At 60.5% G+C, this 17672-nt stretch carries 13 protein-coding genes; 10 read left to right on the top strand and 3 right to left on the bottom strand.

Going from position 1 to position 17672, the window contains the following annotated elements; genetic code table 11:
* Nucleotides 1-36 precede the first annotated feature (36 nt).
* The 9 genes from AC1DFC_RS26790 to AC1DFC_RS26750 all read left to right on the top strand — a co-directional run bounded on the left by AC1DFC_RS26790 (nt 37) and on the right by AC1DFC_RS26750 (nt 9903).
* Nucleotides 37-789, top strand: a complete 753-nt coding sequence (locus tag AC1DFC_RS26790; protein WP_478180337.1) for an alpha/beta fold hydrolase — start codon at nt 37-39, stop codon at nt 787-789.
* A gap of 31 nt (nt 790-820) precedes the next feature.
* Nucleotides 821-1684 (top strand): class I SAM-dependent methyltransferase, encoded by an 864-nt coding sequence (locus AC1DFC_RS26785; protein WP_478180336.1) that lies wholly within the window; start codon nt 821-823, stop codon nt 1682-1684.
* Between the two features lie 575 nt (nt 1685-2259).
* Nucleotides 2260-3507, top strand: a complete 1248-nt coding sequence (locus AC1DFC_RS26780) for a tyrosine-type recombinase/integrase (protein WP_478180335.1) — start codon at nt 2260-2262, stop codon at nt 3505-3507.
* Nucleotides 3504-4496 (top strand): hypothetical protein, encoded by a 993-nt coding sequence (locus tag AC1DFC_RS26775; RefSeq protein WP_478180334.1) that lies wholly within the window; start codon nt 3504-3506, stop codon nt 4494-4496. The genes AC1DFC_RS26780 and AC1DFC_RS26775 overlap by 4 nt, the downstream gene beginning before the upstream one ends.
* Before the next feature lie 219 nt (nt 4497-4715).
* A complete protein-coding gene (locus tag AC1DFC_RS26770; RefSeq protein WP_478180333.1) occupies nt 4716-5111 on the top strand; it encodes a helix-turn-helix transcriptional regulator in 396 nt (131 codons plus the stop codon).
* Nucleotides 5112-5319: 208 nt separating this feature from the next.
* Nucleotides 5320-6609 carry a hypothetical protein gene (locus AC1DFC_RS26765; RefSeq protein ID WP_478180332.1) on the top strand — a complete coding sequence of 430 codons (1290 nt, stop codon included), beginning with the start codon at nt 5320-5322 and terminating at the stop codon, nt 6607-6609.
* 406 nt (nt 6610-7015) lie between these two features.
* Complete coding sequence (locus AC1DFC_RS26760) at nt 7016-8140, top strand: phage/plasmid replication protein, II/X family (RefSeq protein ID WP_478180331.1); 1125 nt, start codon at nt 7016-7018, stop codon at nt 8138-8140.
* Between the two features lie 134 nt (nt 8141-8274).
* Nucleotides 8275-9144, top strand: coding sequence for a phage Gp37/Gp68 family protein (locus AC1DFC_RS26755; RefSeq protein WP_478180330.1), 870 nt, complete (start codon nt 8275-8277; stop codon nt 9142-9144).
* A 129-nt stretch (nt 9145-9273) separates the two neighbouring features.
* The gene (locus AC1DFC_RS26750) at nt 9274-9903 is read left to right on the top strand and encodes a hypothetical protein (RefSeq protein ID WP_478180329.1); all 630 of its coding nucleotides are present in this window, start codon (nt 9274-9276) and stop codon (nt 9901-9903) included.
* Between the two features lie 131 nt (nt 9904-10034).
* On the opposite strand, the gene AC1DFC_RS26745 is transcribed toward AC1DFC_RS26750, so the two are convergent.
* The 3 genes from AC1DFC_RS26745 to AC1DFC_RS26735 are packed head-to-tail and all read right to left on the bottom strand — an operon-like array spanning nt 10035 to nt 15031.
* Nucleotides 10035-13544 (bottom strand): DEAD/DEAH box helicase, encoded by a 3510-nt coding sequence (locus tag AC1DFC_RS26745; RefSeq protein WP_478180328.1) that lies wholly within the window; start codon nt 13542-13544, stop codon nt 10035-10037.
* Entirely contained in the window at nt 13531-14307 is a 777-nt protein-coding gene (locus AC1DFC_RS26740) for a HamA C-terminal domain-containing protein (protein WP_478180327.1), read from the bottom strand. The genes AC1DFC_RS26745 and AC1DFC_RS26740 overlap by 14 nt, the downstream gene beginning before the upstream one ends.
* A 13-nt stretch (nt 14308-14320) precedes the next feature.
* Nucleotides 14321-15031 carry a hypothetical protein gene (locus AC1DFC_RS26735; RefSeq protein WP_478180326.1) on the bottom strand — a complete coding sequence of 237 codons (711 nt, stop codon included), beginning with the start codon at nt 15029-15031 and terminating at the stop codon, nt 14321-14323.
* A gap of 228 nt (nt 15032-15259) precedes the next feature.
* Between AC1DFC_RS26735 and AC1DFC_RS26730 the strand changes: the two genes are divergently transcribed.
* Entirely contained in the window at nt 15260-17476 is a 2217-nt protein-coding gene (locus AC1DFC_RS26730) for a hypothetical protein (protein WP_478180325.1), read from the top strand.
* Nucleotides 17477-17672: the final 196 nt, after the last annotated feature.

Genomic DNA, 17672 nt, shown 5'->3' with positions numbered 1-17672 from the left:
CAGGGTGGTGATCCCGAAGCTCAGCCGACGCTTGTCTTGCACGGTTTCCCGGACCATCCGCCGACGGCGAAGCCCTTCCTTGCCGAGCTCGGTCGCCGTGGGCGTCACGTCGTCGCCCCATGGCTTCGCGGTTACGCCCCGTCCCCGACCGCGGGACCGTTCGACATGGCTTCCCTCACCGGCGACGTGATCGCGCTGATCGACCGCTGGTCTCCCGGGCGAGCCGTAGAGTTGATTGGTCACGACTGGGGCGGCGCGATCACATACGATGTCTGCGTCACCGCGCCGGAGCGGATCAAACGCGCAGTTACGCTGGCCTTCCCGCACCCACTGACATTTCTGAGCCAGCCGCGCCTCACTCAGCTACGCCGCAGCTGGTACATGGGGCTCTTCCAACTGCCGGGAAGCGGCTGGATCGTCAGCGCCCGAAATCTCGCCCTCATCGACCACTTATGGCGTCAGTGGTCGCCGGGCCTCTCGCTCGATCCAGCTGTCCAGGCGGAGCTACACGAGACCCTGCAGGCAAGCATGCCTGCGCCCTTGCGCTACTACCGGGGGCTGTTGCGGCCCGGCATGCTTGGGACGATGCGCCGCCTATCTCAGCCGATCACAACGCCCCTGCTGCAGCTCCACGGTTCCGACGACGGCTGCATCTTCCCGCAACAGGTCAACGACGGACATCGATTCGCCGGCCCACACTCGCTGGAAGTCGTCCCTGACGTCGGGCACTTCCTGCATATCGAGGCCCCCGAGGCGATCGCGGAACGGATCGCGGCATGGGCGGAGTAGCGGATCACTCATCTCAAAACAAGGAAACTGCATGGCAGGGCAAAACGCTAATCAGATCGCCGACTGGAATGGCCAAAGCGGGGAGCGCTGGGTCGCCAACCAGGCTCGACTCGACGCCATGCTGGCGGTGTTTGGACAGGCCGCGATCGAAGCAGCCGCGCCCGTGATGGGCGAGCGCGTGCTGGACGTCGGCTGCGGCGCGGGCGCGTCGAGTCTTGCTCTGGCCGCGCTCGTTGGCGCGGGGGGCCGAGTGTTGGGCGTGGACGTATCCGCGCCGCTGATTGGACGAGCGCGCGCGCTTGTGCCACAAGATTCGACGGCCCTATTCCTAGTAGCCGACGCCAGCAGCGCTAAGCTGCCCGAGGGCGAGTTCGACATCCTGTTCTCGCGTTTCGGGGTTATGTTCTTCGACGATCCGGCAGGGGCGTTCGCCCATATGCGCCGGGCGCTCAAGCCGGGCGGGCGGGTCTCTTTTGTTTGCTGGCGGAGCGTGGCCGAGAACGATTGGATGCGCCTACCCATGGGCACGATCAAGGGCATCGTCCCGTCGACCGCCCAGCCCGACTCTGAAGCACCCGGCTCATTTTCTTTCGGCGATAAGGGGCGGGTGGCGCGCATCCTGACGGCGGCTGGCTTCACCGATATTTCCATCGCACCCTTGGATGCTTCCATCCCGTTCGGCGAAGGCGGGACGCGGGACGCGGCAATTGAGGACGCGGTGGAGATGGCGTTCGAAGTTGGCCCCCTGTCGCGCGTGCTCGCTGATCAGTCCAACGACATCCGTGCCCGCGCTTCGGCCGCAGTTCGTGCCGCCTTTTCGGGCCAGCCCGGTGAGCGGTCGGTGTTGATCGGCGGCGCGGCGTGGATCGTCATGGCGCGCAATCCGGTACGCTGACAGGGTCTAGCAGTGGAAGACTCCCCACCCGTTGGAGCGGAGGCGGTTTTGTCAGCTCGCCATCAGTCCCGCCAGCTCGCGCATTTGCCATTTGGCTTGCGCCAACCCGGCCCGCCGCGACCACCGCACCCGTCAGAGCCCCGCCCACCGGATCGATAGGCCTCGCGCGGAGCGCTGCGAGCTGCATCGGTTGGTGCTGGCCTCGACTCAGGTCGCATGGCCCGCTGTGGCGGGACGGCGCGCCGCTCGGGCGCACGTTGCGCGGGCACCGCATCCGCCTCGGCTCGTGCGCGCCGCCGGTCTCCGGCCTCTTCTTCTCGACGCTCAGCCTCATCCTGGGCGCGGTGAGGCGCGTTTCGGCATGTTGAAAAAGTTGTTCCTGGCGGAGAGTGTGTCGTTTTGAGAAATGCCCGTCATTGCCCATCAATGACCGTTTCTCGAACGCTGACAACAGCTTAGCTCATCTAAGAAGGCCGTGAATGTCCACCATTCGCCGCCGGAAACCGCACCGCTTTCGATAGCGTTGTCGATAGTCGACGCCCAGTATGCTTGCAGGCTCAACGAGGAGGTGAGCCGTGCGCGGCCCCATCAATAAACTATCCGACACCAAGATCGAAGCGACGCTGAAGACCGCTCGCAAAGCAGTTGCCGCCGGACAAGGCAAGCCCATCCTGCTTGGCGACGGCGGTGGCCTGACCCTACAGATCAGCAAGACCGGCGCCGCCTCCTGGCTGCACCGTTACATGCGCTTGGGCAAGGCAGTTGGCCTGGGGCTTGGCGGCTACCCCGAAGTCAGCTTGAAGCTGGCGCGCGCCAAGGCGGAAGAATGCCGGCGCATGCTTGCCGAGGGTCACGATCCTCTGACCGACAAGCGCGCCGCCGAGACTGCGGCCAAGCTGGCCCGCGCAAAAGGCAAGACTTTCGACGATTGCGCCACCGAATACATCGAGGACCACCGCGCTGAATGGAAGAATCCGAAGCACATTCAGCAGTGGGAGAACACGCTCAAGACCTACGCATCGCCGATCATTGGCCAGCGCCCCATCGGTGAGATCACGACAGCCGACCTGAAGCGCATCCTCAACCCGATTTGGTCGACCAAGAACGAAACGGCGTCACGCCTTCGCGGCCGCATCGAATCGATCATTGACTGGGCAACAGCCCACGAACTGCGTACCGGCGAGAATCCTGCCCGCTGGAAAGGGCACCTCGAGCATCTTCTGGCCAAGACCACACCCGAACAGCGTGCGGACAAGCATTTTTCCGCCCTCCCCCACGTGGATATCCCGGCGTTCATGGGAAAACTGGCCGCTCAAGAAGGAATGGCTCGGTGGGCTCTCGAATTCCTCATCCTGACCGCGGCCCGCACTTCAGAGATCACCGGCGCGCAATGGGACGAGATCGATGAAACCGCGCAGCTGTGGACTGTACCGGCCGAACGCATGAAAGCCCGCAAGGAACACCGCGTCCCGCTGACCGCCCGCGCGCTGACCATCCTCCGAACGGTCAAAGCATTCAGCGGCAAGACGTTCATCTTTCCTGGTCAGAACAAGGATAAGCCCATGTCGAACATGACTATGACCGCGCTTCTCAGGCGAATGGGACGCAGCGATATCACCGTGCACGGCATGCGCAGCACCTTCCGTGACTGGGTCGGCGAGAAAACGACGCACGACTTCCGTACCGCCGAAGCGGCCTTGGCACATCAGCTGCCAGACAGGGTCGCCGCAGCCTACGCTCGCTCCGACCTGTTCGAGAAGCGTTTCGCCATGATGCGGGACTGGGAGAAACACTGCACGTCAGCCGCCGAGACCACGAAATGAAACTGCGTGAAGCGACCGCCGAACATCGAAAAACGGAAATTCCAGCCTCGTTTCATCCAGCCGAAATGGGACCACCACCCAAAAAATACATGGGCTGGTTCCCCGATTGGCGGGATGCCTCTGCATATCCATCCGCAGAAGCGTCTGCAAGTCAGCTAGGTTGGGAGTTATTGCGTCGGAATCGGATCTTTCAGCAGCAGTGCTTGGCGGCGCAAGGTTCGACAAGAAAAGAGGCCGCCGTCTGCAAAGCGTGGAAACTAAAACGATTCAAGCTGTTCTGGGAACCATCCTCTTCCGAAGAGAGCTTGTTTGTCGATGAGGATGTCGAGCGCAAAGCGGTCAAAGGAGAAGACGAATTTCCTCTTATTGCAAGCAGTGAGTTTCTCGGCGAGAGAAAACTACTTCTAACACTCGACCTAAAGGCACTGGGCGCTTCAGGTGCAAAAAGGGACGCCCTTTTTGCCTCTCTCCGAACTTTTGTAGAAGCGCGTGCCGCGGCCTCTCCACCCGCGGACAAGATGCAATCCAAGGACGTCTGGACAAGCAAGGTTCCACGCCACCTTCGATTGATTGATGCGCTGAGTCAATCCTCGCCTGTTTCGCGCGAAACAATCGGCAGTCAGTTCCATCATGAAGGACTCATCTTGATCGAGCACTATCCAGCGTGGTCGCGAGAAAAAATCGTCTCAGCAGCGAGAGAGCAGCTTAGCTCCGTTGATGCGAGCGAGCGCGCAAGCATGATTGAAGAAGAGATTGAAGAGCAGGCTCAGCGCAAGCGCCAACTCGCAAAGAAATACAGCAAGGAGATCGGGGCGCAAATCGCTCGCGCTTACCACCTCGTATATGAGCAGGGGTACAGCGGACTCAAACAGCGGCCATCGCCCAACGATGCAGGAAGCAGTCGCTACGCACCATCGAAAAAAGCCCGGCCTGGAGACGGACTTTTCGAGAAAGCGCGCCGGCTTCTTAGAAATAGGAGCTGGGGCTAACTGAAATCTTCTTATCACAGGCGGTGATTTTTTCGCATCTTCTAAAAAGCGAACGCCCCTCGAACGCCTTTCATCGAGGTTCTCCCCCTCTGAAACCAGCTCTCCAAAACGTCATCGAAGCGACCGATTCGTTCACTTTTTCAGAGACGCGAATTTTTCGACACTAGCGCCGCGGCCCAATGAGTCCATCGCACACCCTTGTGCAGGTAGAGACGAAAGATGGAACGGACCGCCTTCAACGAAACACTGGTTTTTGCCTCAAGCCACTCGGACGAGAAAGGCTTGGCGAAAAGCCGCACGTCGTTAGAAGCGACCCTCCGCCAAAACTCCGGCGCGATCATCGACGACTTGCTACTAGCCGTTGCTTTCGCTCAGCGCCAAAAGCTCATCACAATTCAAGAGGTCTGCGAGCGCACTGGTATGGGGACTTCGTTCATCCATGCCGAAATCCTTGCCGGCCGGTTTCCCAAGCCCGTAAAACTCGGCGCCAGCAAGAGTCGCCGAGCTGCTGCACGCTTTGTTGACGGTGAAGTTTGCGACTGGATCGCGCAACGCATCGCCGAGCGCGATCTCTCGTCACCGACTTCATCTCGCGCGGGAGGTGAAATGAGCTAGTCACTCCCCCTACAGCAGAACTGCTGCGAGCGCGCGTCCAGCGCTAGCTCGCATAGAGCGATCACCGCAATGCACTGCGATATCGGCTCGCACACGTCGAAGGTTCATCACCGAATCTTTAGTCGCCGCAACCACCAACCGCTATCCGAACTGCACCAGCAGCCCGGAGGACCTTCCTTTGCCCTTTTACTCGCCCAACGGACCTCACATGCTTACCGTAGACATCAAACCAAACCGAGCAACGTCGCAACAGTTGGCCCGGCACCTCTCGCAAATCATGCCCGGCGATCCCGGCTCGAAGATGCGTCGCACGCCGTTCACCTGGCCGACGCCCCTGACTCGCGCACCGATGGAGATCATCGTGAATCAGCCCGGCGAGAAGTCGGGTACCCAGGATATCAGCTTCACCCTTAGGGGCCGCATGGAATCGGCGCTCGTTTGTAAATCTGCGCTTGTCGAAAACACTTTCTTCAAGCCGTTCGAATGCGTGCTTGCGCTGTTCCGCGCCTGGCTGCACGAACTCATGCCGGACCTGCCTCTCGACGTGCTTTCTGGCATCACCGCAGATGACTGCGAAATTCGCGAGATTACCGCGTCGTACTACTTCCCCTATCCCTCTGAAACGCAAGCATTCAAGGCCCTCTGCGACTTCTTTGCGCATGGCCTCGTCTGCCTGAACAGCAGTGATCTGTACCCTGGCTCGAAAGGTCGTGGCAGGGTCATTGCGCCCCGCATTCGCATGGCTGAGGACGCCAGCCACGCACTCTCCGTGGACCTCATCCATCTGCCTGCACAGGAAAAATTCGGAGAAGCGCGCGTCTCATTGATGCGAGGCATCGAAGATCAGCCGGCGGGGTTTGCATCCGAAACCCCCTCGCAGCGAGAACTGCTGCGCGCGAGTACTCGTCGCCTTCTCCGCTTCGAGGTCACCGTCGATGTCGGCAAGAACTTGCACTTCGGCGACAACCAGAACTACCAACTGCCTACGGACTACCGCAAGTGGACGCAAGAAAACCTGCCGCACGATCCGTTCTGGATTGCCTTCGAGGCAACGAGGTACGCCACTTTCCTCAACCACGTGACGCCCACTTCCGAGGAGGATATTGATCTGAACAAGCTGGATCAGGGTGAGCGCGAAGTCTTGGCCGACTACTTCAAGGAGAAGAACCTGCGTCACAACGAGTGGATCGAAGGGACCGAGTCGCTCCTTCAATACCGCAAGAAACTGTTGGGGAAAGTTCAGATCGACATTTTGGTGCCTTGGTCCATCGCCAAGCTGAACAAGAGCAGCGAATTGAGCGAGTTTCTCACCTATGAGAACCGCTTTCGCCCGAGCGAGGATGAGATGTTGCAGCCGCATTGCCTGTCGGCACTCAACGTGGACGAAAAGGTTGCAGCTTTGCTGGAAAAACTGCCGCCGTTTGCCATGAAGGAGGATCCTTGGCCGGCCACCTTCCCGATGGCCCAAGAGGGCTCCGCAGAGGCTCCGGAGGCGTAGTTCAGCACGCAAAGAAGGCACACCGCGACCCCACGAGGGGCCGCGTGTGCCGACCGGCGGCGCGGGCTAAGCGTAATACCGTACAGCTTGTAAACAGTACTAGGCCTACCAGCCCACCAGTGGCAACAGCTACATGGTCTACCCAGCCGACATAGCCGTCGACCGTACTAACTGTTGATCAGCCTAGCTGGTGCAGGCCTAGCTGATACATGCCGATTGCGCCCTCTATGCCGGTAGACCGTGCTGCTTGTGCGATGCAAAGCCCGCAGGCCTACCAGCCATACAGCCGACTAGTTCGGTAGATCAACCTTTCTCACGTAGCACCGTCTTCACCGTGTGCGCCAGCAGCGAAAACTGCCTGGTTGTCACGGTGTGGATCGGTGCGCCCGAAAACACTGGAATAGACATGAATTTCGATGGTTTTGATTTCTCCCACTGCATGATGGTCGACACGCTTGGCCTGCGCATGCGCAACGTGGACCCCAGCAAACTGCCCAACAAGTACGCTCTCGTTGGCGGCGGCGATGAGACGAAGTGGGCCAAGGGCAGCCTGCAAACGGCCGCCGGCAAGAACTCGCTGAAGGTGAAGGCGAACAAAGCACGCAAGGCCTTCGAGATCGAGGGCTCGCCGGCGTTCCTCCGGCAGGGTCACAACATCGTCTCCCCGGGCGACGTCACCATGCTGGCCTACGCGATGGCCAAGGACTGCAACCGTGAGCTGCACCTCGGCCTGGGCACTGATCGCGCCAAGGATTTCTTGCAAGGCGCCGGTATGGAGGTGACGCGCATCGATACGCCTGTGCTGGTGCGCAAACCTGCAGGACTTTCGAGTGCTGCAGTTATCAACGGCATTGCGCTCTCCAGCGTCCTTGCTGGCCTCAACACCAGCTTGTACGTCAACGAGACGGTGTACTTCGACCAGCAGGCTCAGCTTGCCGCGTTGAAGGCGTATGACAAGGACGCTGAGCTCAAGAAGAAGCGCAAGCTGGAGATCCCCGAGACGGCACAAACCGCCGCCTTGAGGGACTTGGCCGCAGCAACCATCCGCCTCGAACCCGTGTATCGCCTGAAATGGCTCAAGCGCCGTTTCGAGGGCCGCCTGCCCAGTCCCGCCGAACTGTCGCCTAGTGTGCTGGCGCACATGCTCGGCGGCCTGCTCGACAAGTACGACCTGCGCCGCGACATCCGCCGGCCGCTGCACCACGACGCGCTGATGGCGATTCCTGCCAGGTTTCAGCGTTTCGCACTGCTGTGGCAACACGGCCACGACATGAAGCTGGTTCAGGCGAAGGACCCGACGGAGTATTCGCGTGCAAAGAGCTACCTCGCCCGCGAGCACTCGCTCAACATCGACGGCCCACCTCCGCAGGAGATCGAAGAACGCGTCGAACTGGGAGAAATCCTCTCGCCGAAGAACTTCGTGCCGGTGCCGGCCGAGATCGTGGCGGACCGCGAGCTGTTCTTCCAGTGCGACATGGCGCTTGAACGCAAGCATCCAGGCCCTCGCTGGTCACGCCCCTGGACCGTTTGAGCCAGTCGCTCTCGGTCACATCGTCCGGACTCCCTTGGCGTAGACCGCGACCCCCTCGCACTCCCCTCTCCCCAGACCCGAGCTGTAAAGGCTCCGTGTTGGCGCACGGCCAACGCTACTGCATGAAAGAACATATGTCGAAGAATTCATCCATCGAATGGACCCACCACACCTTCAACCCCTGGTGGGGCTGCACCAAGATCTCGGCCGGCTGCGACAACTGCTACGCGGCGAACCTGTCGAAGCGGTACCACTCTGAAGAAATCTGGGGGCCGCACGCGAAGCGCCGCTTCATGAGCCATGCACACTGGGACTCGCCCATCGTGTGGAACAACGAGGCGGCGGCTCGGAACCAACGCGAACGCGTCTTCTGCGCGTCGATGGCAGACGTATTCGAGGTGCGCGACGACCTCGCTCGCCACCGCTTGCGGCTCCTCACCCTGATCAAGGGAACCCGCAACCTCGATTGGCTGCTGCTGACGAAACGGCCGCACTCGATCAAAAAGCTGCTCCCGGTGAACTACCAGTTCCCGCGCAACGTCTGGCTTGGCGTCAGCGTCGAAGACCAGGAGCGCGCCGACAAACGCATCCCGTACCTCCAAGCCTTTCCCACCCCGGCTGTGCGCTTCCTATCGTGTGAGCCTCTGCTCGGGCCCATCGACATTCGTCGCTATCTGCAGCCTGGCCGCAATGGCGTGCGCATCGACTGGGTGATCTGTGGCGGCGAGTCCGAACACGGCGCCCGCCCCATGAACCCCGAATGGGCCGAGAGCTTGCTCGCGCAGTGCCAGGAAGCCGGCGTGCCGTTCTTCTTCAAGCAGTGGGGAACCTGGGGGCTACAGAGCCAACTCCAGCCCCCGACTTTTGGTAAGCGCCAAGTAGTCGAACTCTTTCGCCAGGACGGCTCACCGGTCGAGCTAGTGCGCGTCGGCAAGAAAGCTGCGGGTCGCGAACTGAACGGCTGCGTCTGGACGCAGTTTCCATCGCGTCGGGAGACCCTCTGAAGCAGAGACGACCTGGCGCCCCCCTCCCTCTCTGTACCTCGCCGTCACGCTAGCCCAGTGGTGTGTGCGGCGACCAAACGCAATCTGTAAAGGACATCCGCGCGCTGTCGCGCAATCAAAAGACTCATCATGACCACAAGAATTCGCAAGCCTACCTTTTCCATACCTCAAAACCGCGAAAAACAGCGCATTAGGGCCGTCTCGCTCCTTGCCAGAGCTCAGCGCGAATTTGTCGATCAAAACACACTCCTTCCACTGATGGAGAAGATCGCGTTAAACCTGCTGCAACAGCCGCGCTGGGAGATGTTATTTGCAGAACAAGATGAAAATTTGGATGCTGCTTGGAACGGACTTGACCTATTTAACCGTAGCTGCACTGCGATGTGGGAACTTTGCAAGGCGTTTGATTACGCTCACCTGCATGCGACGCGTCGTTCCCGCTTGCGGCCAGATGAAAACAAGTTGCCCAAAGCACTGGGGTTGTTGCAGCAAGTCCTTGAGCTGCGAACAGTGCTCACCCCGCAAGAAGAAGTAGCGGTCGACAAAGCGATCACCGCTCTGACACAGGAAATGCACCGCTTTGACAGCGTCGAAACGGGTCTCACGCGCCTGTATTTCAGCGGAATGCAGTTCGATGTTCTAAACCACCTACGGTGGTTTCTTCTTGCTCAAGAGCCTTTCGGATACACCGGGCGCAACTATGGGCCATTTGATCCACATGCGAAGGAGATTGCTCGTCGGAACGGATGGCCACGCTGAATGACGCCGTCCAAGCGGACTAACCACTCGCTGGATTCCGCAGCGACGGCAGACGCGTCAATGAAGACACGCTGGCCATCTACCTTCCAACCACACCGACTGAGGCATAGAGCAGGTTCAGATCCTTGCATCTACGCATTAGCGCGCGGCCAGTGCAGCTTCCCACGGCCAAGACGCGAGGTTTTCACAACCTTACTCTCACCCGGTAGCCGCCCCCAGAAAAGGCTGGGCTTAGGGTCGACCGCCGACTTCCTGAAGGGAGAGACCCGTTGGTAGTCGGCCGTTGCCAGCCAGGTCCGCCCATCCCCCTCGTCGGTGATGATCCTGTAGAGGCCGGCTGGCGGTGGGGCCTCCACATCGAGTAGGCGATCGTAGTGTTGGACCGACCACTGCTGGATGCCGCCGCTAAGAGCCTCGGTTCTGAAGCGTGCCCACAAGGCGGCGGTGTCGGGCGTTGGCCAGTCGCCGGCGTCGGTGTATGCAATTACTTCGTCTGATTCGAGCCAGGCTCGCATTTCGGCCGGATTGACAAAGACCGGTTCGACCCCCTCGATGGCCGCCATCGCCGCGCGCCGCGACGGCAAGCCCGCGCGGATCAGCATCGCCATCATCAATCGCGGGACGCCGGTCTCGACCGCCGCCGACGCGCCGCCCGCCAACGTGTCCGGCGACCAGCCAAGGGATATGCGGCGCGTGCGGACGGCTTCCAATGCCCAGACCAGGCGATAGGTAAAGGCATCTTCGACCGCTCGCATGTTCTGCGGCCCGATCTCGGAAACATCCTCGCCGGACACCCAACTGCGCAGGATGGCCTTCCAGTTCGCCGGCAGCGCGTTCGCCTTGTCGGGGATGAAGGGACGCATGAACAGCAGACGTTCGCCTAGGCCGCCGAGCGCGTCGGCGAGTTCGTCGATGTCGCCGCTGAGCGCTGCCTCGTCCGCTCGGTCGAGCAACTCGGCCAGTTCGTCGGCTATGGCGTCAATGGCGAGACCAGCTTCTAGCCCGACGCCCATTGCGAAATGCCCGCGCCGCGCTTGCGCTGTGGTGGCCTTCCAGATGAGGCCGGCGCGCGCTTCGAACACCTTCTTGTGAAGGGGGGCGACGTCCGCGTCCTCGCGGGCGATCTGGCGGGCCCAAAGCGATCCTTTGAGCGCTTCGTCCAGAAGCTTGGGTAGATCGGCGCGATCGGCGTCCAGCGCTTCGATCAGGCCGAACACAGTCGCGTCGAGGCGTTCAACGAGCTGAGACAGCGGCTCCTCGTCGATGGTCTCCTCCTCCTCGTCCGCGTCGTCGTCATCCTCATCGTCATCGTCATCGCTGTCGTAATCCACGGCGGCGGCCAGCCGCTGGGCTACCTCGGTTTCTTCGTCAACTGAGCTCCATGCCTCGCGGGCGTTGGCGAGATACTCCCAAGCGTCGTCGCGATCCAAAACACCCTCGCGCGACAGGCGTTCAAGGATCTCAGCGACGATCTGAATGAGACCGCTCTTCAGGGTCCGGGCCTTGGCAGAGGCCACTAGCTTGAGCCATTCGCGCCTTCGCCAGTCGATCCGGTCGAACATGACATGGACGATCAGGCCTTCGACGTCGACGAAGGCTCGCCCGGCGCGGCCCGCCACGTTCGCAAACTCTTCGCCTTTGATCTTCTCGCCCGCGCGATACAGCGCAGGCACCAGCAGGACGGCTGCGTTAAGGTTGAGGCCCTGCGAGAGCGTGGGCGAGGCAACGATTACCTTCAGAACTCCTTCGGACAGAAGGACTTCAAGCTCGCGCAGGAACGGGCTCGGCAATCGGCCATGGTGAATGGCGACGCCCACCTTCAAACTTGCGACCGCGGGATGATCCTCTCCCAGCCATTCTTTGCCGACCTCCAGGGCGCGGGCGATCAACGCCTCGTCATCTAGCAATGAGTCCAGATAGCCGCGCTTGCAAAGGTTCACGACCTGTTTGCCATAGCTCTCGACCCAATTCGCCTGAGTGGAGAAAATCAAGGTGCGCTTGCCCTGGTTCGCGAACTCCCATGCCGCGAACAAAGCGAGATGCGAATTCTTGCGTGGATAGGGGATCCTCTCCCTCCCGAGCGCCGGCTTCTCCACGACGAACTTATCAAGAAAGGGGCCATCGTCATCCAGGTCAAGCCGCAGCAGCGCATCTTTGCGACGCCAGGTGAGCGCACCGAAGCGCTGGCGCGTGGGACGCCAATCGGAACGCACTGGTTCACCCGGTTCGTCGGAGCGAATCCAGGCAGTGAGATCGTCGAGTTCGTCACCGCTCGGCAGGATCGCAGAAAGACAGACGATCCGGCGTTCGGCCGCGTCCGCACGCCGAAGCAGGCGCTGCACGAGCGTCTCGTAGCGGATTTCGCGTTCACTCGGACCGATCATGTGGCCCTCGTCGAGGACGATCAGGCCGACATCGTCGATCAGCGACGAGTCGCTTCTCAGTGCGAAGTCGAGCTTTTCAGGCGTCGCAATGATGATCTCGCGAGTACGCAGAGCGTCTTCATCACCGGCCGAGAGGCCGCTGGCGCCATAGAGCGAGGAGACGCCGAATCCAAGGGGTGCGAAGGTCTTCCTGAAGGACCGTTCGGTCTGAGCCGACAAGGCACGCAGCGGCGTGACAATTAGCACCCGGCGGGCGGAGGACAGGGTCATCAACGCAGCGATTTCTGCCACCCGCGTCTTGCCCGCGCTGGTCGGGAGGGCGACGACCAGGTCGTCCGTGACATCCGTGGAGCGCCGAGCGGCTTCTCGCTGCGAGGGCCAGAGCTCCACCTCCGAGGTCTTGCGAGCGTAGAGCGAGGAGATGAACAGCCGCCGCAAGTCTGGGTATTTTTCCTCTGCGCCCTCGGGCGGCTCAGTTGGAAGATTCTGGTGCAGCGAGTGCTGCCACAGGTCATCGATCAGGTGGCGGCAGAGGTTCGTGATCCACCACAGTGGGACATTCTCAGCGCTGTCGGCCAAGCTGACGGCCGTGGCGAGCAAGCCCCGCGCGGTTTCGATCGGTTCGACCTCACCCGTCTCAAGCGCGAAGTCGAAAAAAGCCAGGGCGCGGCAGATCGTCGTGTTGAGGATAGTCGACAGCACCTCGTCGACGTCGGAGTCTTCGCCCCTCAGCGCCTCGGCGACCTGCCCATCGCCATGAGCTTCGTCATCCAACCAGCCGCGAACGAAACTGCGCAACTGATCGAGATCGCGCAGTATCAGGTGCCGGATCGCCGTTTCTCCCGGCGAGGTGTTGAGGTCTTCTGCTGTCTCATTAAAGAGCGAATAGGCGACGGCCGAGAAGCCAGCCAGATGATAGGCCGCGGCGGCGATGGTGCGGCGGAACCCGCGGTCTGGCGCCTCGGGGGCACCGTTGCGCACCAAAGCTTCAAAGGCGTTGGCGCTGCGCTCAAAGGCCTTGCTAGTCAGCTCGGAAGCACCAGCCACCGCGCGTAGGGCCATCGCGCCCCGAAGCACCGCGAAGCCATGCTCAGCAAGATCGGTTTCGATGGTCGCGCCAAGTGGCGGCGCGTCCTGCGGCAACACGCCCTCTTCGCGCATCAACGACCAAGCCGCGCCGCGATAGAGGAGGCGCCCGAGGATGCCATCGGCAGTGGCAGTCGTCAGGAAGATGGTCAGCTCGTCAATCGTCTCCAAGGTTTTCCGCCTCCAGGTACATGGCCGCGATGAAATCCTGGTGATCTTCGACGTGGATGTTCACGACGTAGTGGTCTCGATTGGTCCCGGCGGCTTCGAGGTCTTCCTTCAGCGAGCCGTGGGGACCATTGCCGGAAATGGTGAAAAGCATGTGGTCGATGCGATCGGCACGTAGAGATTTCAAACCGACCTCGTCGCGCAGGCTGCGCCCCAATTCATTGTCATCGGGGTCGTCGCTCTCCAGCAGCCGGTTGGCGACAAACAGCAGGGAGTCGGGCGTGCAACGGCCATTGTCGCGATTAAGCACTTTGCGGGCGCTCTTGACCGTGGCCTTGCCGAGTACCTTGTTGCTCTTGGCCTCGCCTTTCAGTAGCCAGAGTTTCTTGCCGACGTACCCTGCGCCGATGAAGTCGTCGCCGCGCATGGCCATGTTGCGGCCATCCTTGTAACGAAGACGACGAACGGGGACGCGAAGACCCACCTCTTCCTCGACCAACTCGGTCGCGAGAAGTTCGCCAAGATCACCGGAGCGACCTTTGGGGGTTTGGGGCATCGCGGTGCTGAGAATTTGACTGGCGACCTTGTACCCAAGTCGCTTCACATCCTCTGCGATGCGTTCAAGTCGATCATAGTGCGAACGAATAATTTCAGCGAGGTCCTCACGGATCTCATCCCGACCGCCATCACTCTCGACATAGGTCCAGTAACGCTTACGCTCGTCCTCTTCTTTGGTAGGCTCGCACCACCTTGCATATAGCCCCACGGCATCCCCTCATTCAATCGATGTGACCCGCCCGACGCATCAGATCCTGCCAGAGCTGGCCCAGATTTCCAATGACGAGGCTCGGACCGGCCCAGGCTACCCCCAATTCATGGTTCGCACGCTGTAGCAAATTCTGAATGTCGCCGAGAGGTACAACGACCTCCTCTACAGCATGATGGATAGACCCATCGCCCTTCCGCTTTCCCCTACGAAAGGAATAGCGGGCCCAAGTGGGATCATCCTCAATCGAGGTGATGGCTTCAACGGCTAGCCGCAAGGACCCAGGAACCTCCCCCACTTTCAGCGCCAAGACCATGTCCTCCAAGTCGGCGAGCAGTGGCTTCAACTCATGCGCCCGTCCAACGCGGCTTCGCTGCTCATCGCTTGGATAAGTGGGGGCCGGCTTGCCTACCTCTTTGCACAGGTCGTGAATCTGGACAGCGAACTGCAGGGCTTCTTTGATCAGGAGCTCCGTTGAGTGCCTTTGCAAATAAAAGATGGGAAGTGCGTGATGGTCTAGATGGCCATCTTCGCGCGCCTTCCGGAGCAACGTGTTCGCGCCAAGGAGATATGCCTGCCCATAGTCGGGTCTGCGCCATCCCCCTATCCGAGCAACAGCAGCGGCAAGGTCTTTTTCCGTCTGCTCGGGAGATTTCCCCCAGGCAAGAACCCCTGCTGGCTCGCCAGGCCCCGGCAAGTACAGGTCTTCAGGAAATGCCGCCATTGTTTAACTCTCCTCAGATTCTGGGGTACTTTTACAGCCGGCTCCGATTCCGCATCGTGGCGAAAGCGCTTACTCAACTGCAACATCGACGGACTGCAAGTAACCGCTCTGCAGCCATTTAAAGTGACCGGACGTAAACCTTCAAGAGGGTATCTGCAGATTTGATTCTGGACCGCTGTAAGGCAAACTGTGAGTCTTAATCACTTCACCTGATCGCATAAATCCTCAGTGACCCACGTTGTCATTCGGCACGGCGAGATCCCAAACGGCGATGCCAGCCCTCGGGTCGACAAGCCACTGCGATGGGCCATCGACACGCAAAGCCGCCGAGTAGTGCATGTTTCGATGCTGAAGCGCCAGCAGAAAGGACTGGCCTGTGGCTGCGTTTGCCCGGGCTGCGGAGAACAGTTGGAAGCCGTCAACGCGGGGCGAGACCCCAGCCACTTCTTGCGCCCCAACACCCGAGGACAGTTTTTCCGGCACGGCCGCGGGCATCAGAAGGACAACTGCCTGTTGCTTGCAGCCCGGTTTGCTGCCTTGCAGTTGCTCTGCGAGCAAGGAGAAATCGAACTCCCGGCAGCCAAGCGATCAGTGACGGTCCAGGGTGTCACTGGCACGTTCTATTCGGGGGACTATGCACGCTCACGCGCTGCGGTCCGCGTCAGAGAACGAATTGGGATCGATGCACAGTCGGCACGGCTCACCCTGAAAGACGGGAAGGTTGTCCTTCTTCAGTTGGAAAGCTCGTTTCACGCGACCGACGATGAACGGTACGACGGGGTCATCACAATCCGCGTCAACGATCCAGCCATCGCCTCTTGGTCTGCCGAGGACATCTTGAGCCAGATCCGGTTAGGGGGTGAGTTGGCGTGCTGGGGCCGTCACTGGGACGACGGTCAGGCCGAGTTCGACGCGCACGAGCGTGCGCAACGCCAAGCGAACGAAGCGCTCGACCTTGATGCCGCCGATGACTCCGCGTTCAAACACCTGACCGCGGCCCAACGTTCGGAAAGCATTCTTCACCGCGCCATCAAGGACATTCTGGCCGAGGCGAGTTCGATCAGTGTGCCGAGGTACGCTGGCTCTGAAACAGCAACGTCATCGAACGGAACAGTCCTAGCCGAGAACTTCAGCATCGAAGGGGGTCCTCTCGGTCTCACGGATGTCCGGTTGGAACATCACCTCGGCAACATGGTGCCCGATGTCTATTGCGAAGCACACGGATCATCGACAAGCTTCCCCCTGATGATCGAAGTCATCGTCACCCACATGGTGGACGAGCAGAAATTGACCAAGATCCGCGAGCGAGGTCTCGCATGCCTGGCAGTCGATATCTCCCGTCTGCAGTTACAGGGGACGATGACAATCACGCGGCTGCGCTCGGAGGTATTGCTCAATCCCCAGATCAAGGCCTGGCTGTTCGATCCGAGACTAGAAGCGCTTCGCGCGATGGCCAAGGAGAAACTGAGGCAGCGGATTGAAAAGGCGGAAAGGCCGATCCGCGCGAGAGAGAAATTCCTCGCCTCCCTGTATGCCAAGGATTCTCTTCAGCTTCCTTACTTCGCGCTCGGTGCGGTGCTTGAGTACGCTCGCGATGCTGAGAGAGGCATCGAAGCACAGTGCCGCATCGATCTTGAAGCAATTGGCTTGATCCTTCGAAATGGGAAATGGGGCATCCAGCAACCCGGATTGCTTCTCGCACCAGATGGCGTCCTGCGGGCGCTTTCGGCGATTCGTAGCGACGCCCATGATCCGGCGAGTGACAGGGGAGTAGCGGTGGCGCACCTCACCCATTTCGTCTCCGATGCCGCGCTGCGAAGTTATATCTCGCTGCTCCTCATCGCGTTCAAGACCTATGCTCCTGCACTCAATCACGAGCAGCGGCAGTACTACAAGCAAATCCACCAACGGGTTAGTCACTCACTTGAACGGCTTGAGTACGGCTTCGCCCGATCCCGGCAGTTCGATTCGCTGATCACAACACTGTTTCCCGAGATGAAGGAGCCGCTCGAGCACCCGCTGGGCACGGCTGCCCATATCAGGGAATTGAGCAAGCAAAAAACGTTGGCGCTGGCGGAGGAGCAAAAGCACAGGGAAGCACGTGAACGGGCAGAGGCTGCGCGCCACGCCAGAGAGGAGGAACTGCGCGAGATTCAGGCCGCGATTGATCGCCTTTCGTCAATCAGTTGGGAGGCCCCCGTAGGATTCATGGTGGATGCGGAGCAAGCCTTGACGACCTCATCCGTCAAGAATATTGCGAAGTCCATGCAGTACCACAACGTCAACACCGCCGAAGTGTTGCGCTCAGCGTTTGTGGCAAGGGCACAAGGAACAAACCTGACCGATTGGATCCATTCACTATCACCCACATCAACGGAGCAGATTCACTGCTGGCTCACGGTCGTTCGCGCGGCATGGATGATCATTGACCGGCCGAGGTCGTGATCTGGGGCAGCATAGAGACGGGAACAACGGCGGGCCTACGTCTTACTCTCGTCTTCCGACAAGAGCGCCTCAACCCAAAGCGAGCAGTCCCTTCGCGTCTTCTATTGCCCAGCAGGTAGAGTTGACAGGGTTACCGGCTTTTGCTTACGATTCTCGCGCGGTTCAAGCCGAATCGCGGGCAAGTTGGCGCCCGTCA

Source organism: Variovorax sp. 10L421, from assembly GCF_056395365.1.
The sequence above is the reverse complement of the archived record's forward strand: the minus strand, read 5'-3'. Positions and strand labels throughout refer to the sequence as shown.

Coding starts and splice junctions, on each gene's coding strand:
- AC1DFC_RS26755 (WP_478180330.1), top strand. CDS start 8,275: ATGTCGAAGAATTCATCCATCGAATGGACCCACCACACCTTCAACCCC.
- AC1DFC_RS26750 (WP_478180329.1), top strand. CDS start 9,274: ATGACCACAAGAATTCGCAAGCCTACCTTTTCCATACCTCAAAACCGC.
- AC1DFC_RS26775 (WP_478180334.1), top strand. CDS start 3,504: ATGAAACTGCGTGAAGCGACCGCCGAACATCGAAAAACGGAAATTCCA.
- AC1DFC_RS26785 (WP_478180336.1), top strand. CDS start 821: ATGGCAGGGCAAAACGCTAATCAGATCGCCGACTGGAATGGCCAAAGC.
- AC1DFC_RS26760 (WP_478180331.1), top strand. CDS start 7,016: ATGAATTTCGATGGTTTTGATTTCTCCCACTGCATGATGGTCGACACG.
- AC1DFC_RS26735 (WP_478180326.1), bottom strand. CDS start 15,031: ATGGCGGCATTTCCTGAAGACCTGTACTTGCCGGGGCCTGGCGAGCCA.
- AC1DFC_RS26770 (WP_478180333.1), top strand. CDS start 4,716: ATGGAACGGACCGCCTTCAACGAAACACTGGTTTTTGCCTCAAGCCAC.
- AC1DFC_RS26765 (WP_478180332.1), top strand. CDS start 5,320: ATGCTTACCGTAGACATCAAACCAAACCGAGCAACGTCGCAACAGTTG.